The organism is Amycolatopsis sp. NPDC047767 (genome assembly GCF_040704195.1).
Classification (GTDB): domain Bacteria; phylum Actinomycetota; class Actinomycetes; order Mycobacteriales; family Pseudonocardiaceae; genus Amycolatopsis.
Genome location: NZ_JBEYSJ010000054.1, coordinates 1 through 15,827, shown reverse-complemented (window position 1 = coordinate 15,827; position 15,827 = coordinate 1). Strand labels below are relative to the sequence as shown.

Sequence of the window (15,827 nt, the reverse complement as noted above, 5' to 3'; positions counted from 1 at the left end):
GGGGGTGTTCTCCCTGAGCGAGCCCCCGCTGTTCACCCGGCTGCGTGCCGCGTCTTCCGTGCTCGTCGCGGGTGCCGGCGGCGGGTTCGACGTGTACGCGGGGCTGCCGCTGGCGTTCGCGTTGCGGGAGCAGGGCAAACGGGTGCACCTGGCGAACCTGGCGTTCAGCGACCTGAGCGCCCTGGATCTCGGCGACTGGCTCGCGCCGGATGTCGCCGCCGTCGGTCCCCGCAGTACCGGCAGCGACGACTACTTCCCCGAACGCACCCTCGCGCGCTGGCTGGCGGGGCGTGGCCTGCCGTCCACTGTGCACGCGTTCAACCGCACGGGCGCGAAGCCGTTGCAGGCCGCGTATCGGGCGCTCGTGGAGCACCTGGGCGTGGACGCGATCGTGCTCGTGGACGGCGGCACGGACATCCTGCTGCGCGGCGACGAAGCCGGCCTCGGCACACCGGAGGAGGACATGACGAGCCTCGCCGCCGTCGCCGGCCTCGACGGGCCCGACCGGCTCGTGGTCTCGCTCGGCTTCGGGATCGACGCCTACCACGGCGTCTCCCACGCCCACGTGCTCGAGAACCTCGCCGCGCTCGACCGCGCGGGCGCCTACCTCGGCGCGCTGTCGATCCCGTCGGCCTCGGCCGAGGCACAGGCGTACCTCGACGCGGTGGCGCACGCCCAGGTCAGCACCCCGCTTCGGCCGAGCATCGTGAACGGCCAGATCGCCGCGGCTCTGCGCGGCGAGTTCGGCAACGTCTCGTTCACCGCGCGCACCACCGGCAGCGAGCTGTTCGTGAACCCGCTGATGGGCGTGTACTTCACCGTCGATCTCCCCGCGCTCGCCGCGACCGTCGGTTATCTGCCGGGCCTCGCGGGCACGGTGTCGATGACCGACGTCGCGCTCGTCATCGAAGAACACCGCGACACCGTCGAGCGCCGTCCCCGCCGTCCGATCCCGCACTGACCACTGTGGACGGTCAGGGGGCGAGCAGCGTGCAGATGCTGATCTGCTCGGGCATGCCGAGGAACTCGCACGCCGCCCAGCTGCCGTAGGCGCCGCCGTTGGTGTTCGTGTCGCCGCCGGTGGCCCGGCTGTTCTGCGCGATGCGGTGCGTGTAGCCGTCATACAGCTCGATCCCGCCGCGGGCCGGGCCGATCAGCTCGCCGTGCAGCTCGCGGGTCTGGTCGTCGCGCCAGAGCTTCACGTCGTTGCCGTCGCTCGCGTGGGTCATCCACACGAGCGAAAACGTGTCCGCCGGCGCCGCCGCGGCCACCCCGGGCACCAGCACCGCACCGGCGATCACCGCGGCCGCGATCATGGGTACGCGCATGTTCGTCCGTCCCTTCACTCCGTCAATGCCGGATGACGGTGGCAGCGGTGTCCGGGAGTGTGCAACGGTTTCGACCTGGGTCGAAAGGCTTGTCGCCCCCTTCGCTGCCACCACACGCTTGAGAACGCCCGGGGATCCCCGGGCTTCAAGGTGTTCGACACGAGACGCATGCGACACACCCTTCTGCGCGCGATGACAGGACTCACGCTGGCGGCCGCGATCGCGGTGCCGGCCGCGGCACCGGCCTCGGCGGTCACCCCGACCCGGTTCGGCGCGACCGTCGAGCAGCAACGGCTCGTCGACGGCATCCTCGCCGCGAACCCCGGCGCGCACCAGATCAGCGCGACCACGGCCGAATTGCAGCCCGGCGTCAGGGAATCCATCCCGGCGGCCGCCGCGTCGCCCCGGACGCCGGCCCGCTACCTCTGCTCCGGCGGGTACCTCTGCCTCTACGAGAACGCCGACTACCAGGGCTACCAGCTCGCTTTGTACAAGTGCGGCTTCGTCGACCTCGGCACCCAGTTCATGCCCACGAGCCCGAAGACCCCGTGGTACGACGCGGTCTCGTCGGTGGAGAACTTCCAGACCAACGGGACGAAATCCCAGTTCTACAACTGGAACGGCCACTGGGACCTGCTCTACACCTCGACCGCCCCGGACGGCGACAGCTGGGTCGACGAGTGGAACGACCAAGCCGACGGCGTGAACGTCTGCTGACCGCACCCTGGCTGCCCGCGCGCACGTTCGCGGACGGCCCGGGGCGTACCCTTTCGCCGCTCACCGGAACCGGCCGCGCTCGGCTGCGTCGAACACCGGGGGCCTGAGGAAAGGGACAGCGGTGCGAAGAAGATCCTGGTTCGCGGCAACCGTCACACTCGCGGCGGCGATGACGTTGACGGCCTGCACGCAGATCACCACCGGCCAGGCACAGCCCAGCCCCGCGGGTGGCGTCGGGCAGCTCGGCGGCTCGCCCGGCACCGGCTCGCCGGCCCCCTCCACGCAGCCGTCCTACCCCTCCACCGACGGCGTCACCGCGACCATCGCCACCATGACCGTCACCCTGCCGGCGGGCATGCAGTACGCCGTCGAGTCGCGCGACCCCGGCTACGAGGGCTGCCTGCAGTCCGCCACCTTCGCCTGCGCCGGCAAGATCCTGGACCTGCGCCAGGCCGCCGCCGAGGGCATGATCAACCTCCCCAGCTCGACCCGCGCCTTCGGCTGGTACCCCGGCACGGACGTCCCCACGTGCATCGGCCCGTCCGCCGACCCCGGCGCCGCCTCCGAAGCCACCGGCGGCATGGTCCTGGACCACGGCTTCGCCCCGGTGGGCCCGAAGAAGGCCGAATACGGGCGCTTCCAGGAGACCTGCAAGGACCCGGCGCAGAACAACCAGATCCGCATGTGGTGGCTGCCCACCAGCAAACTCCTCATCGTCGAACACGCCAGCACCCCGGCCCAGGACGCGGCGTTCGACGGGATGGTGGCCTCGGCCAAGTTCAGTTGACCCCTACGCCGCGACCCGCGCCGCGAGGTACGCGAGATGATGCGAAGTGGCGACGGCGACCGGCCTTGGTCTTCGTACCGGCGCCGTCACCTCTGCCCTCGCCGAGCTGTTCACACAACCTGCCGAGCACGGCGGTTTGGCGTTCGTCCGCGCCGGCTCGCGCGACTGGGATGAAGGGGATCTGTGCCTGGCCATCGAGCAGGTCGCGGGACACGCGAGCCGATCGGCCGGTTCCCCGGGCGCACCGGCTGGGCTACGGCCGAACCCGGCGTTGCCGGCCGCCTCCGAAGCACCGATCATCACCAAGCGGCTGAGGGTGTGCAGCAGCCGGATGACCGCCTCGACTCGATCGAGCTGGTGCGCCGGCGACGTTTTCGACACTTCGAACTGAAGGAGCGGCTGCACGTGGCGCAGGTGTGCGGCCTAGATCAGCGACACGCGCGCCCACATCCACCACAAGCCTGAGTCCAGAACGGCTACCGCGCCGCCAACGTCGTGTCGAGGAACGCCTGCGTAGCGGCCGTGATCGGGCCCGATCGGTGGACCAGCCACTGGGGCAGCCGTTCCGGCGGGGAGAAGTGCACCACGTCCGCGCCGGCGCGGCGGGCCAGGTCGGCCCAGCCGTCGGGCATCAGGCCAGCGCCGATGCCGCGCAGGACCATGGGGAGGACGACGCTGCGGTCGCCCACTTCGGCGGCGATGGAGACGTCCGGGACGGTCGCGGCGATGCGGTCGAACAGGGCGCGCACGGCCGTGGCCGGCTTCGTCACGACGAAGCGCATGCCGCGCAGGTCGGACCACTCGACCGGGTCCGCGACGCCCGAGCCCGGGGGCGCGACCAGCAGGAACTCCTCGTCACGCAGGTGGTGGGCCACCAAGCCTGGGCCAGCGGGGCGCTCCGCGCTGCCGCAGACGCCGGCCTCGCAGCGGCCTTGCAGGACCATCGCCACGACCTCCGCCGCGGACAGGGCCGACGAGGTGCTCACCAGCACGCCCGGGTGGCGTTCGCGCAGGTCGGCGATGATGCTGATCACCGGTTCGAGCGCCGAGGACGACGTGGCGGCCACGTCGACGCGGCCGGCGAGACCGTCGCCGACGGCGCGGGCCGCGGCGCGCAGCGCGTCGAGGTCGCGCAGGACCAGGCGGGCGCGGTCGGCCATGAACTCGCCCGCGCTGGAGAGCACGGCGGTGCGGCCCACGCGGTGGAACAGCGCCACGCCCAGCTCGTGCTCCAGCTTGGCGATCGCGCGCGACAGCGACGGCTGGGCCACCCGCAGCGCCCGCGCCGCGTGGGTGAAGCCGCCGTGCTCGACGATCGCGACGAAGTACTCGAGCTGCCGACGTTCCATAGCGCCAGGCTATCGGAACGGTGTCATACATGTCTTTGACGTCCGCCGACGGACGCGCGACGATGCAGGGATGTTCCAGACCCGTCCCACGTTGCAGGGCACCTTCGGAATGGTGTCGTCCACCCACTGGCTCGCCTCGGCCGCCGCGATGGCCGTGCTCGAAGACGACGGCAACGCCTACGACGCCGCCGTCGCGGCCGCGTTCGTGCTCCACGTCGTCGAACCGCACCTCAACGGCCCCGGCGGCGAGGTGCCGATGATCGTCGCCCCGGCGGACGGCACGCCGAAGGTCCTCTGTGGACAGGGTGGTGCGCCGGCCGGCGCCACCATCGAGCACTACACCTCGCTCGGCCTCGACCTCGTGCCCGGCACCGGCCCGCTCGCCGCCGCGGTGCCCGGCGCGGTCGACGCGTGGCTGCTGCTCCTGCACGACCACGGCACCAAGCCGCTGCGCGAGGTCCTCAAGTACGCGATCTCCTACGCCGAGAACGGCCACCCGGCCGTCGACCGCGTCGGCGCCACCGTGGAGACCGTGCGCGAGCTGTTCGAGACGGAGTGGACCACCTCAGCCGAGCTCTACCTGCCCGGCGGCCGTTCGCCGAAGCCCGGCGCGCTGTTCAAGAACCCTGCCCTCGCGAACACCTGGCGCCGCCTCATCGCCGAGGCCGAAGCCGCCGGCGCGAGCCGCGAGACGCAGATCGAGGCCGCCCGCAAGGTCTGGCGCGAGGGGTTCATCGCCGAGGCCATCGCCGAGTTCGCCGCGAAGCCCACCATGGACACCTCCGGCGAACGCCATGCCGGCACCCTGACCGGCGACGACCTCGCCGCCTTCCGCGCGACCTACGAGGACCCGGTCACGTTCACCTGGAACGGCTGGACCATCGCCAAAGCCGGCCTGTGGAGCCAGGGCCCGACGCTGCTGCAGCAGCTCGCGCTCCTGCCGGACGCCGACGGCCTCGACTACGCCACGCCGGACTACTACCACACCCTCATCGAGGGCACGAAGCTCGCGATGGCCGACCGGGAAGCCTGGTACGGCGACAGCGCCGACGTCGACCTCGCCACGCTGCTTTCCCCCGCCTACAACGAAACCCGCCGCAAGCTCATCGGCGATCGCGCGTCGCACGAGCTGCGCCCGGGCCGCCCCGACGGGCGGGAACCGCGCCTGAGCAAGCACGCCCAGTACGTGGCGGGCGGCGGCGCGGTCGCCACGGCGGCCGGCGCGGGTGAGCCGACCGTCGCCAAGGACGGCGCGACGCGCGGCGACACCTGCCACCTCGACGTGGTCGACCGGTGGGGCAACATGATCGCCGCGACGCCGAGCGGGGGCTGGCTGCAGTCCAACCCGGTCATCCCGCAGCTCGGGTTCCCGCTCGGCACCCGGCTGCAGATGGCGTGGCTCGACCCGGGCCTGCCCAACTCGCTGGCGCCGGGCAAGCGCCCGCGCACCACGCTCACGCCGTCGCTGGCCTCGCGCGACGGTGTGCCCGTGATGGCCTTCGGCACGCCCGGCGGCGACCAGCAGGACCAGTGGAGCGCGCATTTCTTCCTCGCCGTCGCGCTGCGCGAAAAAGTGCGCAGCGGGCTCGACTTGCAGGGCGCCATCGACGCACCCAACTGGCACACCGACAGTTTCCCCGGTTCGTTCTACCCGCGCGCGATGGTGGCCGGCAGCGTCACCGTGGAATCGCGGATCGGCGACGACGTCATCGCCGAACTGGAGCGCCGGGGCCACCTCGTGACCGTCGGAGAACCCTGGTCCGAAGGGAGGTTGTGCGCCGTCGCCCGCGACCCGGAGACCGGTGTTCTCTCCGCCGCGGCGAACCCCCGGGGAAATCAGGGGTACGCCGCCGGGCGATAATCACCGCACATCCCGCCGAAAAGCGGACCCGATTCCCGGGCCCGCTTTTCGGCATGCCCATTTTCGGCGAATAACGATTTAACACGCATTAACCGGCCAGAAATCGAGTAAGGGAAAAACCGACGTACGTTGTTCGCCATGTCTCCTCGGTCCCTGCTCCCCCTCCTGGCCGGGCTGGCGGTGCTGACCCTCACGGCGTGCGTACCCGTGCAACACGCGAGCGCCCGCGGCGAGCACCGCGACGACTTCGGCACCCCCGTCGGCAACCAATCCGTACAACGCGGCGGCGACCTCGTGATGGGCCTGTCCAACGAACCCGACAAGCTCGACCCCACCACGTCCAGCTCGCTCTACACGCGCTACGTGATGACCACGATCTGCGAAAAGCTCTACGACATCGACGACACCAGCACCGTCGTCCCCCAGCTGGCCACCGCGCTGCCGGCGGTCTCCCCGGACGGTCTCACCGTCACCATCCCCGTGCGCACCGGCATCGTATTCGCCGACGGCACCCCGTTCGACGCGCCGGCCGTCGCGACCAGCCTGCGCCGGCACTTCGAGCTCAAAACCTCCCAGCGCAAAAGCGAAATGGGCCCGATCAGCCGCATCGACGCGCCCGACAAGAGCCACGTCGTGCTGCACTACAAGAAGCCCTTCGCCCCGATCACCGCGGCGCTGGCCGACCGGGCGGGCATGATCATGTCGCCCGCCGCGATCGCCAAGGAGGGCGACGACTTCGGTGACCACCCCGTGTGCGTCGGCCCGTTCAAGTTCGTGAAACGCGTGCCGCAGACCGAGATCGACGTCGAGCGCGACCCGCTTTATTATGCTGCCGCGGACGTCCACTTGGACACGATCACCTACCGGATCATGACCGACGCCAACATCCGCGCCGCGAACCTGCGCTCCGGCGACATCCAGGTCGCCGACACGATCTCGCCCCAGGACGTGGACGCGCTCGCCCAGGACCCGGACCTCAAGGTGCTGCAAGCGCCTTCACTGGGCTACCAGAGCGTCACCTTCAACACCGGAAACGTCGACGGTGTCGGCAAACCCACGAAACACATCGACGGACCCCTCGCCAACGACCCCCGCATCCGCCTCGCGTTCTCCCTGGCCCTGGACCGGCAGACGCTCGTCGACACCGTGTTCAACAACTGGTTCGACCCGGCCTGCTCCCCCATCGCGCCGAAGACGCCGTATTCCAGCCCGGCCGGCGACGCCTGCCCGCCGTTCGACCCGGCGAAGTCGCGGCAGCTGCTGAAAGAGGCCGGGGTGCCCATCCCGTTCCCGATCTCCTTGCAGGTGACCAACACCCAGGACCAGCTGCGCTACGCCCAGGCCCTGCAGGCCAGCGTCGCCGAGGGCGGGTTCGCCGTGCAGATCGTGCCGGTCGAGTACTCGACCTTGCTGGACGTGCAGAAACGCGGCACGTTCGAAGCGCTGATGCTCGGCTGGTCCGGCCGCATCGACCCCGACGCCAACACCGCGCGCTTCCTGTCCACCGGCTCGGGCGGCAACTACGGCGGCTTCAACTCGTCCACATTGGACAACCTGCTCACCGCGGCCACGCGCACCATCGACACGAAGCAGCGCGCCGCGTTGTACGGGCAGGCCGTGCAGCTGATCCAGCAGCAGAACCCGATCGTCTACACCTACCGGGTCCGCAACCTCACCGTGCACTCCACCCGCGTCACCGGCATCCAGGTGTACGCCGACGGGGTGGTCCGGCTCGGCAAGGCCGCGTTCGTCGGCAGTCAGGAGGGCTGAGCCGTGGGACGTTACCTCCTCCACCGCCTGTGGCAGTCCGCGCTGACCCTGGTGCTCGCGTCGATCGTGGTGTTCATCGGCGTGCGCGCGCTGCCCGGTGACCCCGCCACGGCGATGGCGGGCGAAGAAGCCGACCCCGCCGCCATCGCGGCCGTCCGCGCGCAGCTCGGGCTCGACGACCCGTTGCCCGTGCAGTACTTCAAGTTCGTCGGCCACGCGCTCACCGGCGACTTCGGCAAGTCCGTGCGCACCGGCACCCCGGTGCGCGAGATGATCGGCGCGACCCTGCCGGTGACGGTGCAGCTCGCGGTGTTCGCGATGCTCGTCGCCGTCCTCATCGGCGTGCTCGCCGGCGTCGTCGCGGCGGTGTTCCGCGGCCGCTGGCCCGAGTGGGGCGCCAACGGCTTCTCGCTGTTCGCGCTGTCGGTGCCGACGTTCTGGCTCGGCATCCTCGCCGTGCTGTACCTGTCCGTGCAGCTGCGGTGGTTCCCCGCGTCCGGCTACGTCTCGCCGTTCGAGCAGCCGTTGCGCGGGATCTACTACCTCACCCTGCCCGCGGTCATCCTCGGCCTCACGCACGCGGCCGTGGTGCAACGGCAGACGCGGTCGTCGATGGTCGAGACGCTCACCGCCGACTTCGTGCGCACCGCGCGGGCGAAGGGACTCGGGCGCGCCGCCGTGATCTTCCGCTACGGCCTGCGCAACAGCCTCATCGTGGTCACCACCATCGTCGGGCTCCAGCTCGGCGGGCTCATCGCGGGCGCCGTGGTCACCGAGCGCATCTTCAGCCTGCCGGGCATCGGCAAGCTGACGCTGGACTCGGTGTTCACCCGCGACTACCCGGTGATCCAGGCCGTGGTCCTGGTGATCACGGCGGCCTACATCGTGATCAACCTGCTCGTCGACTTCCTCTACACGGTCATCGACCCACGCCTGCGAGTCTCCGGGAGGACCCGATGACGATCGCCGCCGAAACCCCCGCGCCCCTGGCCCGCGTCCACGGCCGCGTCACCCGACGGCTCCTGCACAACCCGCTGGGCGTGATCGGCGGCGTGCTGCTGCTGATCGTCGTGATCGCCGGGGTCTTCGCGCCGCTGCTGGCACCGTACGCACCGACGGAGGTCCACTTCGAGACGCCGTTCCAGCAGCCGGGCACGGTCGGGTTCGCCCTCGGGACCGACGACCTCGGCCGCGACATCCTCTCCCGCGTCCTCTACGGCACCCGCGCGTCGCTGGAGGTCGGGGCGCTGTCGGTGCTGTTCGCCGTGGTCGTCGGCGTGCCGCTCGGGCTGCTGTCCGGCTACTGGCGGTGGCTCGACGCGCTGATCTCCCGGCTCGCGGACCTCCTGCTGGCGTTCCCGTTCCTCATCCTCGCCGTCGGCCTTGCCGCCATCAACGGCGGCGGCCTGACCAACGCGGCGATCGCGCTCGGCATCGCGCAGATCCCGACGATGACGCGCGTGGTGCGCGCGGACACGTTGCGGCTCAAGGAAACCGACTTCGTGCTCGCCGCGAACACGATGCACGCCGGCCCGTGGCGGATCCTCGGGCAGCACGTGCTGCCCAACGCGGCCTCGGCGATCATCGTGCAGGCCACCGTCATCATGCCGGTCGCGGTGATCGGCGAGGCGGTGCTGTCGTTCCTGGGCCTCGGCATCCAGCCGCCCGCGCCGAGCCTCGGGATCATGCTCTCGGACGCGCAGCAGTACCTGTTCCGCACGCCCTGGCCGGGCATCTTCCCCGGGATCGCGCTCGCGGTGATCTGCCTGGGATTCAACCTGTTCGGCGACGCCCTGCGCGACGCGCTGGACCCGAAGAGCACGCGGTGAAGGGGACCACGATGACCGGACCGCTCCTGGAAATCAGCGACCTCGAGGTGTCCTTCGGCCGGACCCCGGCCGTGCGGGGCGTGAGCCTCGAGGTCGCGCCGGGTGAACGCGTGGCCGTCGTCGGGCAGTCCGGCTCCGGCAAGTCCACCACCGCCCACGCGGTCATCGGCCTGCTGCCCGGCGCCGGGCGCGTCACCGGCGGCGCGATCCGGTGGCGCGGCGAGGACCTCACGCACGCCGGGGAGAAACGGCTGCGCCGCCTGCGCGGACGCGAGGTCGGCCTGGTGCCGCAGGACCCGATGTCCAACCTCAACCCCGTGGCTCGCGTCGGCCGGCAGGTCGCCGAAACCCTGGTGGCACACCGGGTGTGCTCGCGCCGCGAGGCCTGGACCCGGGCGGTGGAACTGCTCGGCGAGGCCGGGATCCCGGAACCGGCGCGGCGGGCGCGGCAGTACCCGCACGAGTTCTCGGGCGGGATGCGCCAGCGCGTGCTGATCGCGATCGGCCTCGCGTGCCGGCCCGACCTGCTCATCGCCGACGAGCCCACCTCGGCCCTCGACGTCACTGTGCAGCGGCAGATCCTCGACCACCTGGAGAAGCTCACCCACGAGCTGGGCACGGCGTTGCTGCTGGTCACGCACGACCTGGGGCTGGCGGCGGACCGGGCCGACCGGGTCGTGGTGATGTCCGAGGGCGAGATCGTCGAGACCGGACCGGCACGCCGCGTGCTGACCGAGCCGCGGGAGGGCTACACGCAACGGCTGGTGGCCGCGGCTCCTTCGCTGCACGGTCCGATGCCGGAGGCCACGGCGGCGCCCGAGGTGGTGCTCGAGGTGTCGCACGTGTCGAAGGAGTACCGCGTGCGCGGCGGCGGTGGTGCGCTGCGGGCCGTGGACGACGTGTCGTTCACCGTCGGGCACGGACGGACCACGGCGATCGTCGGCGAGTCCGGTTCGGGCAAGACGACCACCGCGCACATGGTGCTCGGCCTCGTGCCCGCGACGTCGGGCACGATCCGCCTCGACGGCGCCGAGGTCGTCGGCCTGCGCGGCGCCCGGCTGCGGGCCGCCCGGCGCGCGATGCAGCCGGTGTTCCAGGACCCGTACGCGTCGCTCGATCCGATGTGGACGGTCGAGCGGCTGATCACCGAGCCGTTGCGGACGTTCGGCGTCGGCGACCGCGCGGCGCGGCGCAGGCAGGTGGCGGAGCTGCTCGACCAGGTGGCGCTGCCCGCCGCGCTGGCCCAGCGTTATCCCAACGAGCTGTCCGGCGGCCAGCGCCAGCGCGTCGCCATCGCCCGGGCGCTGGCGGTGCGTCCGCGGCTGGTCGTGTGCGACGAACCGGTGTCGGCGCTGGACGTGCTGGTGCAGGACCAGATCCTCGGCCTGCTGCGGACCCTGCAGGAGGAGCTGGGGCTCAGTTACCTGTTCATCTCCCACGACCTCGCCGTGGTCCGGTCGCTGGCCCACGACGTGCTCGTGATGCAGGCGGGCCGCGTCGTCGAGCACGGACCGGTCGGCGAGGTCCTGTCCGCACCGGCCGACCCGTACACGCGGCAGCTGCTCGACGCCGTGCCCGGGACCGGCACGTTCACCTCGTGACGGACGGGGGTCCTCCAGCCGCGTGCGGCCGGAGGACCCCCTGGTTTCAGCCGCAGCGTTCGATCAGCCGCAGTGTTCCAGCGGGCTGTCGTACTTGTCCGCGCCGATCGCGCCTCCCCACTGCACGCACTTGCCCGCCGCGGCCGCCGAAACCGGGCCGGCGTAGTAGGAGAACGCACCCGAGTCCGTCTTGCGCGTCGCGCCCTCCACCTGCAGGTAGGCCGAGGTCTGCGACGGCGTGCCCGCGCCGGTCTTCTTCATGGTGCTCACGCAGTTCTGGCCGTTGGCCGCGTTGTACGACAGGTACGCGGTGCCCGCCGTGCCGAGCGGGGCCGAGTCGATCACGCCGTAGCCGGTGCCGCAGGCCGGGGCGCCGAGCTGCGCCTCGGTGACCGTGGACCAGCGGATGCTCGCGTCGGCCTGGAACTCGGGACCGGCCTCGTACAGCAGGCCGACCGAGGTCGCGCTGAGCGAGATCAGGTCGGTGTAGGACGCGTCCTGGCCCCACACCAGCAGGCTGTTCGCGTCGCTGGTCCACGTGCCGCCCTCGTCGAACGACGAGCGCACGCGCAGCTCCTTGCGCCGGTCGCAAGTGGACGGTCCGGCGAACAGCAGCCGGTCGTACGCGCCGCCGGCGGTCGTGGCGCTCATCTCCAGCACCGAACCCTGTACCCGCGGAGTCGTCAGATCCGGCTCCACGACGAACTTCTGCGAGAACGTGGCTCCGCCGTCGGAGCTGATCGCGAAGGCGCGGTTGTGGATGGCGCACGCGTCGGCAGGCGTCGAGCGGTGGTCGTTGCGCGCGGCCGCGTAGACGCGCCCGTCGGCGAGCTCGGTGACGCTGATCTCCTGCGGGTTCAGCGTGTCCGGGTCACTCGCCTGGTCTGTCGCGCCCAGGTGCCAGGTGACGCCTTGGTCGTCGCTGTAGATGAGCGCGCCGACGTTGGGGCTCGAGGTGGTCGCCTGGTAGCTCATGCCGACCACCAGCCGGCCGGCGTGCGCACCGCGCTGCAGCACGATGCCGTGGCCGGGGCCGGTCGCGAGCCACCCGGGCGCGGTGGTGAAGCCGAGCTGCGCGGTGAGCGCTTTCGGCGCCGTCCAGGTCGTGCCGTTGTCGTCGCTGTAGCTCACCCGCGGCACCCGCCCGCACGCCGCCGACTTCACGCACTGCATCTCGGTCAGCAGCACGATCCGCCCGGTCGGCAGCACGATCGGCACCGCGTTGTCCTTGGTGTCACCGAAACCCTGCACCGCGATGGTCGAAGCGCTCCAGGTCTTGCCGTTGTCCTTCGACCGCTTGAGCACCACGTCCACGTCACCGATGTCGGCGCAGTCGGCGCCGGTGTGCCGCCCCTCGGCGAAGGCGAGCAGGTCGCCGTTGTGCGCCTTCACCACCGCGGGGATGCGGAAGCAGTCGTACCCTTCGGTGTTCGCCTGGAACACCACCGTGCTCGCCACGTCGGCCGACGCGGGCGCGGCGGGCAGCGCGCCCAGCCCCGCCACCGCGGCGGCGGCCGCCAGCGCCCCCGTCGCGAAACGTCTCAATCCCATGATCCCGGCTCCGTCCTGGTTCCTCTGAAGTGCGGCCAGGATCGCGGCGGACCGTACAAGCGCCGTACAACGGCGATTGTTCTCAGTCGTGCCGGGAGTGCTGAAGTTTCCGGGTTCGCCGGTGTGGACACGTTCGCCCCGATAGGATGCCCCGCTGTGACCGCGCCGCCACAGTCCCTCGCCGATGCCCTGCCGGAGCCCGTGAGGGAAGCCGAACCGGTCCGCGACGAGCTCGTCGACGAGCTGCGCGAGCTGATCAAGCCCACGGCCGAGGCCGTGCTCGGTCTCTTCGCCGAATCCCCGGACCTGACCGTGGCTCACCGGGTCCGGGACGAAGGCGTGCGGACGGAGGTCGTGCAGCGGGTCACCGCGGACTCGGACACGCTGCTCAGCAAGACCAACGAGCAGATCTCCGCGCTGCGCCACGCCCGCCAGGCCCTCGAAGCGCACGAAACCCCGCCCCAGCACGCGGCCGGGCAGCCCGACCCGCGCGACAAGGGCGCGCACGCGCTGCTGGGCGCCGCCCTGTGGCTCGGGGTCCTGGTGCCGGTCGTCGTCTGGCAGCTGCTGCAGACCCCGCTGAGCCCGGCCGCGCACTTCTGGGTGTCGGCCGCCGTGGTGGTCGCGGGATTCGCCTTGCTGCGGCCGGTGTACCTCGCCGTCGCCCGGGCGGGCCGGCGGCTGAACGGCGAACCCGCGCTCGGCGGTGCGGGCTGGCCGTTCCTGACCGGCTTCACCACGACCTACCTCGTGCTGATCGTGCGGTTGTGGCCGTCCTCGCGCGAGACCATGGGCTCGGTCTGGGCGGTGGTGGTCTGGGTCGCTCTCGGCCTCGTCACCGCGTTCTTGCTGTTCCTGGTGGTGGCGATCGGGTTCCTGAAGCTCAAGGACGAGCCGCCGGGCCGGCGGGTCCCGGCTCCGGTCGTCTGGCGGGAACTGCTCGTCACGGTAGCGGCGGCCGCGATCCTCAGCCCGGTGTTCACCGCGGCGGGCGCGAACTGGACCGCGTGGCTGGTGGCCGACGTGCTGTGTTCGCTCATCGCGGTCGTCGGCGGTCCTTTTCTGCTCGTCTCCGTGCCCGCGCGGCTCTCGCGGGACCCCGCCCGATTCGGCAGTCCCGCGTGGACCCGCCGCCGCAACCAGCTGGAGCTGGCGCGCGACACCGCGAGCAAGGAGTGGACGAAAGCCGTCGCGACGCAGGTCGAGCAGAGCGTGCGGCTGCACCTCGCCGCGGTGCTCGACCCGCCGTTCAGCACGGTGCTGCCGGAGCTCGATCGCGGGGCGCTCGGCCAGATGCGCCCCGGCGAGCAGGTTTTCCTGGACACCGACGCGGCCCGGCGGCTGCGGTCCTTGCTCTCGGGCATCCGCGGCGGTGCGGTCGGAATGGCCGGCCCGCGCGGCGTGGGCAAATCGACGCTGCTGGAGGCGTACCAGGCCGGCCGGTTCCTGGACCCCAACCGTGTGCACATCGCGTTGCTGGAGAGCGTCCCCGTGCGCTACGACGCGCGCGAGTTCGTGCTGCACCTCTACGCCCGGATGTGCGAGGAGGTGATCAGGTTCTGCGAGTCCGAGGGCGCCGAGCCCGCGGACCGGCCGAGCCGGTGGTCGGCGGTGTGGCCCGTGCTGCGCCGGGCGTGGCCGTTCGCCGCGGTGGTGGTCGCATGGGTCGTCGCCGGTGTCCTCGGGTCGCTGACGTTGCGCAGCCCGCAGGCCGATCTGCGCACGTGGCTCACGGCGAACTGGTGGACGCTCGTGACGCTGCTGGGCGTGGCCGGAGTCGCGGCTCTCGCGCGGCGCCTCCGGCGCGTCCCGTCACCGGAGCCGGCGGAGGTTCGCGAGCAGCCTCGCCTCGAACCCGGTGACGTGCGGGCGCTGAAGGCCGTCGCGGAGGGCAACCTCGGCCGGATCCGCTTCCAGCAGAAACACACGTCGGGCTGGTCGGGCAAAGTCGGCCTGCCGGTCGGCGCCGAGGCCGGTGTGAGCGGCTCTCGCGAGACGACCCGGCAGCCGCTGACGTACCCGCAGATCGTGCACGAGTTCAGCGCGTTCCTCGGCCTGACCGTCGACTGCGTCCGCGGGTTGCCGCAGATGGCGACGCCGTCCGTGGTCGTCATCCTCGACGAGCTGGACAAGATCGTCTCGGCGGAGGCGGCCCAGGATTTCGTCAACGAGATCAAGGCGGTGCTGACCTTCGACGTGCCGGGTTTCCTGCTGCTGGTCTCGGTGTCGGAGGACGCACTGGCGTCGTTCGAACGGCGCGGGCTTCCGGTGCGCGACGCCTTCGACAGCACGTTCGACAGCATCTTCCGGCTGGAGTACCTGCGGCTCGGCGACGCGCGGCAGCTGCTCAACCGGCGCGTGCTGGGGCTGCCGGAACCGTTCGTGTGCTTGGCGCACTGCCTGTCCGGCGGGCTGCCGCGCGAGCTGATCCGCGTGACGCGGCAGGTGCTCGGCTCGGCCGGGCCGCTGGCCGACGTGGCACACCGGCTCGCCGGGGAGGAGCTGCGGGACAAGCGGGCGGCGCTGCGCACGGTCGTCGGGCGCGACAGCTTCGACGACGTCGCCGTGAGCGAGCTGGTCCGGCACGTCGACGCCCACGCGCTCGCCGACAGCGCCTCACTGCTGACGGCCGCGGCTCAGCCGCCGATCACTTCCGCCACGAGCACTGAAACCGTTGCACTGCACCGGCTTCAGCTCGAATCGCTGGGGCACCTGTACTACCTGGGCACCGTCCTGGAGGTGTTCGGCCCGGCGTTCAGCCCCGCGGACCTCGAACGCGGACGCGGCGAGGGAGACGCGTCGTTCGACACCCTCACCTCGGTCCGGCAGCTCTTCCCGGTCAACGCCCGGCTCGCGTGGCTCACCATCAGCGCGTTCCGCCGGGCCTGGGACCTGCCGGTCGTCGACCCGCCGGACGCCGCCCGGGGCGACGACGGCGCCTAGGTGTATTCGGCCGTCAGGTTGGTGGCAGTCGACTGGTGGGTGGATGCCCGCCGAGTGCGCTGTGGCGGCGTTGAGTGTTGTAGTGCTGGAG

Annotated in this window: 13 protein-coding genes; 10 read left to right on the top strand and 3 right to left on the bottom strand. The window is 71.5% G+C overall.

Annotated elements, in window-relative coordinates:
• Positions 1–4: 4 nt before the first annotated feature.
• Positions 5–961: a DUF1152 domain-containing protein gene (locus AB0878_RS46730; protein WP_366589466.1), complete on the top strand. Its 957-nt coding sequence runs from the start codon at positions 5–7 to the stop codon at positions 959–961.
• A gap of 13 nt (positions 962–974) precedes the next feature.
• Here the strand turns inward: AB0878_RS46730 and AB0878_RS46725 are convergent, their stop codons facing one another.
• The gene (locus tag AB0878_RS46725) at positions 975–1,328 is read right to left on the bottom strand and encodes a hypothetical protein (RefSeq protein ID WP_366589464.1); all 354 of its coding nucleotides are present in this window, start codon (positions 1,326–1,328) and stop codon (positions 975–977) included.
• 168 nt (positions 1,329–1,496) lie between these two features.
• Between AB0878_RS46725 and AB0878_RS46720 the strand changes: the two genes are divergently transcribed.
• The 3 genes from AB0878_RS46720 (at position 1,497) to AB0878_RS46710 (ending at position 3,223) form a co-directional block, all read left to right on the top strand.
• Entirely contained in the window at positions 1,497–2,045 is a 549-nt protein-coding gene (locus AB0878_RS46720; RefSeq protein ID WP_366589461.1) for a hypothetical protein, read from the top strand.
• Positions 2,046–2,166: 121 nt separating this feature from the next.
• Positions 2,167–2,832, top strand: coding sequence for a hypothetical protein (locus AB0878_RS46715; protein WP_366589459.1), 666 nt, complete (start codon positions 2,167–2,169; stop codon positions 2,830–2,832).
• Between the two features lie 46 nt (positions 2,833–2,878).
• Positions 2,879–3,223 carry a hypothetical protein gene (locus AB0878_RS46710; RefSeq protein ID WP_366589457.1) on the top strand — a complete coding sequence of 115 codons (345 nt, stop codon included), beginning with the start codon at positions 2,879–2,881 and terminating at the stop codon, positions 3,221–3,223.
• 85 nt (positions 3,224–3,308) lie between these two features.
• Here AB0878_RS46710 and AB0878_RS46705 read toward each other — a convergent pair whose 3' ends face one another.
• Positions 3,309–4,181 (bottom strand): LysR family transcriptional regulator, encoded by an 873-nt coding sequence (locus AB0878_RS46705; protein ID WP_366589455.1) that lies wholly within the window; start codon positions 4,179–4,181, stop codon positions 3,309–3,311.
• A 70-nt stretch (positions 4,182–4,251) separates the two neighbouring features.
• Here AB0878_RS46705 and AB0878_RS46700 point away from each other — a divergent pair, with 70 nt between their 5' ends.
• The 5 genes from AB0878_RS46700 (at position 4,252) to AB0878_RS46680 (ending at position 11,242) form a co-directional block, all read left to right on the top strand.
• A complete protein-coding gene (locus tag AB0878_RS46700; RefSeq protein ID WP_366589453.1) occupies positions 4,252–6,042 on the top strand; it encodes a gamma-glutamyltransferase in 1,791 nt (596 codons plus the stop codon).
• Positions 6,043–6,180: 138 nt separating this feature from the next.
• Entirely contained in the window at positions 6,181–7,812 is a 1,632-nt protein-coding gene (locus tag AB0878_RS46695; RefSeq protein ID WP_366589450.1) for an ABC transporter substrate-binding protein, read from the top strand.
• Between the two features lie 3 nt (positions 7,813–7,815).
• Positions 7,816–8,772 carry an ABC transporter permease gene (locus tag AB0878_RS46690; RefSeq protein ID WP_366589447.1) on the top strand — a complete coding sequence of 319 codons (957 nt, stop codon included), beginning with the start codon at positions 7,816–7,818 and terminating at the stop codon, positions 8,770–8,772.
• A complete protein-coding gene (locus tag AB0878_RS46685; protein ID WP_366589444.1) occupies positions 8,769–9,641 on the top strand; it encodes an ABC transporter permease in 873 nt (290 codons plus the stop codon). The genes AB0878_RS46690 and AB0878_RS46685 overlap by 4 nt, the downstream gene beginning before the upstream one ends.
• An 11-nt stretch (positions 9,642–9,652) precedes the next feature.
• The gene (locus AB0878_RS46680) at positions 9,653–11,242 is read left to right on the top strand and encodes an ABC transporter ATP-binding protein (protein WP_366589441.1); all 1,590 of its coding nucleotides are present in this window, start codon (positions 9,653–9,655) and stop codon (positions 11,240–11,242) included.
• A gap of 63 nt (positions 11,243–11,305) precedes the next feature.
• Here AB0878_RS46680 and AB0878_RS46675 read toward each other — a convergent pair whose 3' ends face one another.
• Positions 11,306–12,793: a sialidase family protein gene (locus tag AB0878_RS46675; RefSeq protein ID WP_366589438.1), complete on the bottom strand. Its 1,488-nt coding sequence runs from the start codon at positions 12,791–12,793 to the stop codon at positions 11,306–11,308.
• 156 nt (positions 12,794–12,949) lie between these two features.
• On the opposite strand from AB0878_RS46675, the gene AB0878_RS46670 reads away from it, so the two are divergent.
• On the top strand, positions 12,950–15,736 hold the full coding sequence (locus AB0878_RS46670) for a transcriptional regulator (RefSeq protein ID WP_366589435.1): 2,787 nt from the start codon (positions 12,950–12,952) through the stop codon (positions 15,734–15,736).
• Positions 15,737–15,827 lie beyond the last annotated feature (91 nt).

Bases quoted from the DNA above. Each gene is read 5' to 3' on its own strand.
- AB0878_RS46720 (WP_366589461.1), top strand. From the start codon at position 1,497: ATGCGACACACCCTTCTGCGCGCGATGACAGGACTCACGCTGGCGGCC.
- AB0878_RS46725 (WP_366589464.1), bottom strand. From the start codon at position 1,328: ATGCGCGTACCCATGATCGCGGCCGCGGTGATCGCCGGTGCGGTGCTG.
- AB0878_RS46685 (WP_366589444.1), top strand. From the start codon at position 8,769: ATGACGATCGCCGCCGAAACCCCCGCGCCCCTGGCCCGCGTCCACGGC.
- AB0878_RS46705 (WP_366589455.1), bottom strand. From the start codon at position 4,181: ATGGAACGTCGGCAGCTCGAGTACTTCGTCGCGATCGTCGAGCACGGC.
- AB0878_RS46680 (WP_366589441.1), top strand. From the start codon at position 9,653: ATGACCGGACCGCTCCTGGAAATCAGCGACCTCGAGGTGTCCTTCGGC.
- AB0878_RS46675 (WP_366589438.1), bottom strand. From the start codon at position 12,793: ATGGGATTGAGACGTTTCGCGACGGGGGCGCTGGCGGCCGCCGCCGCG.
- AB0878_RS46695 (WP_366589450.1), top strand. From the start codon at position 6,181: ATGTCTCCTCGGTCCCTGCTCCCCCTCCTGGCCGGGCTGGCGGTGCTG.
- AB0878_RS46700 (WP_366589453.1), top strand. From the start codon at position 4,252: ATGTTCCAGACCCGTCCCACGTTGCAGGGCACCTTCGGAATGGTGTCG.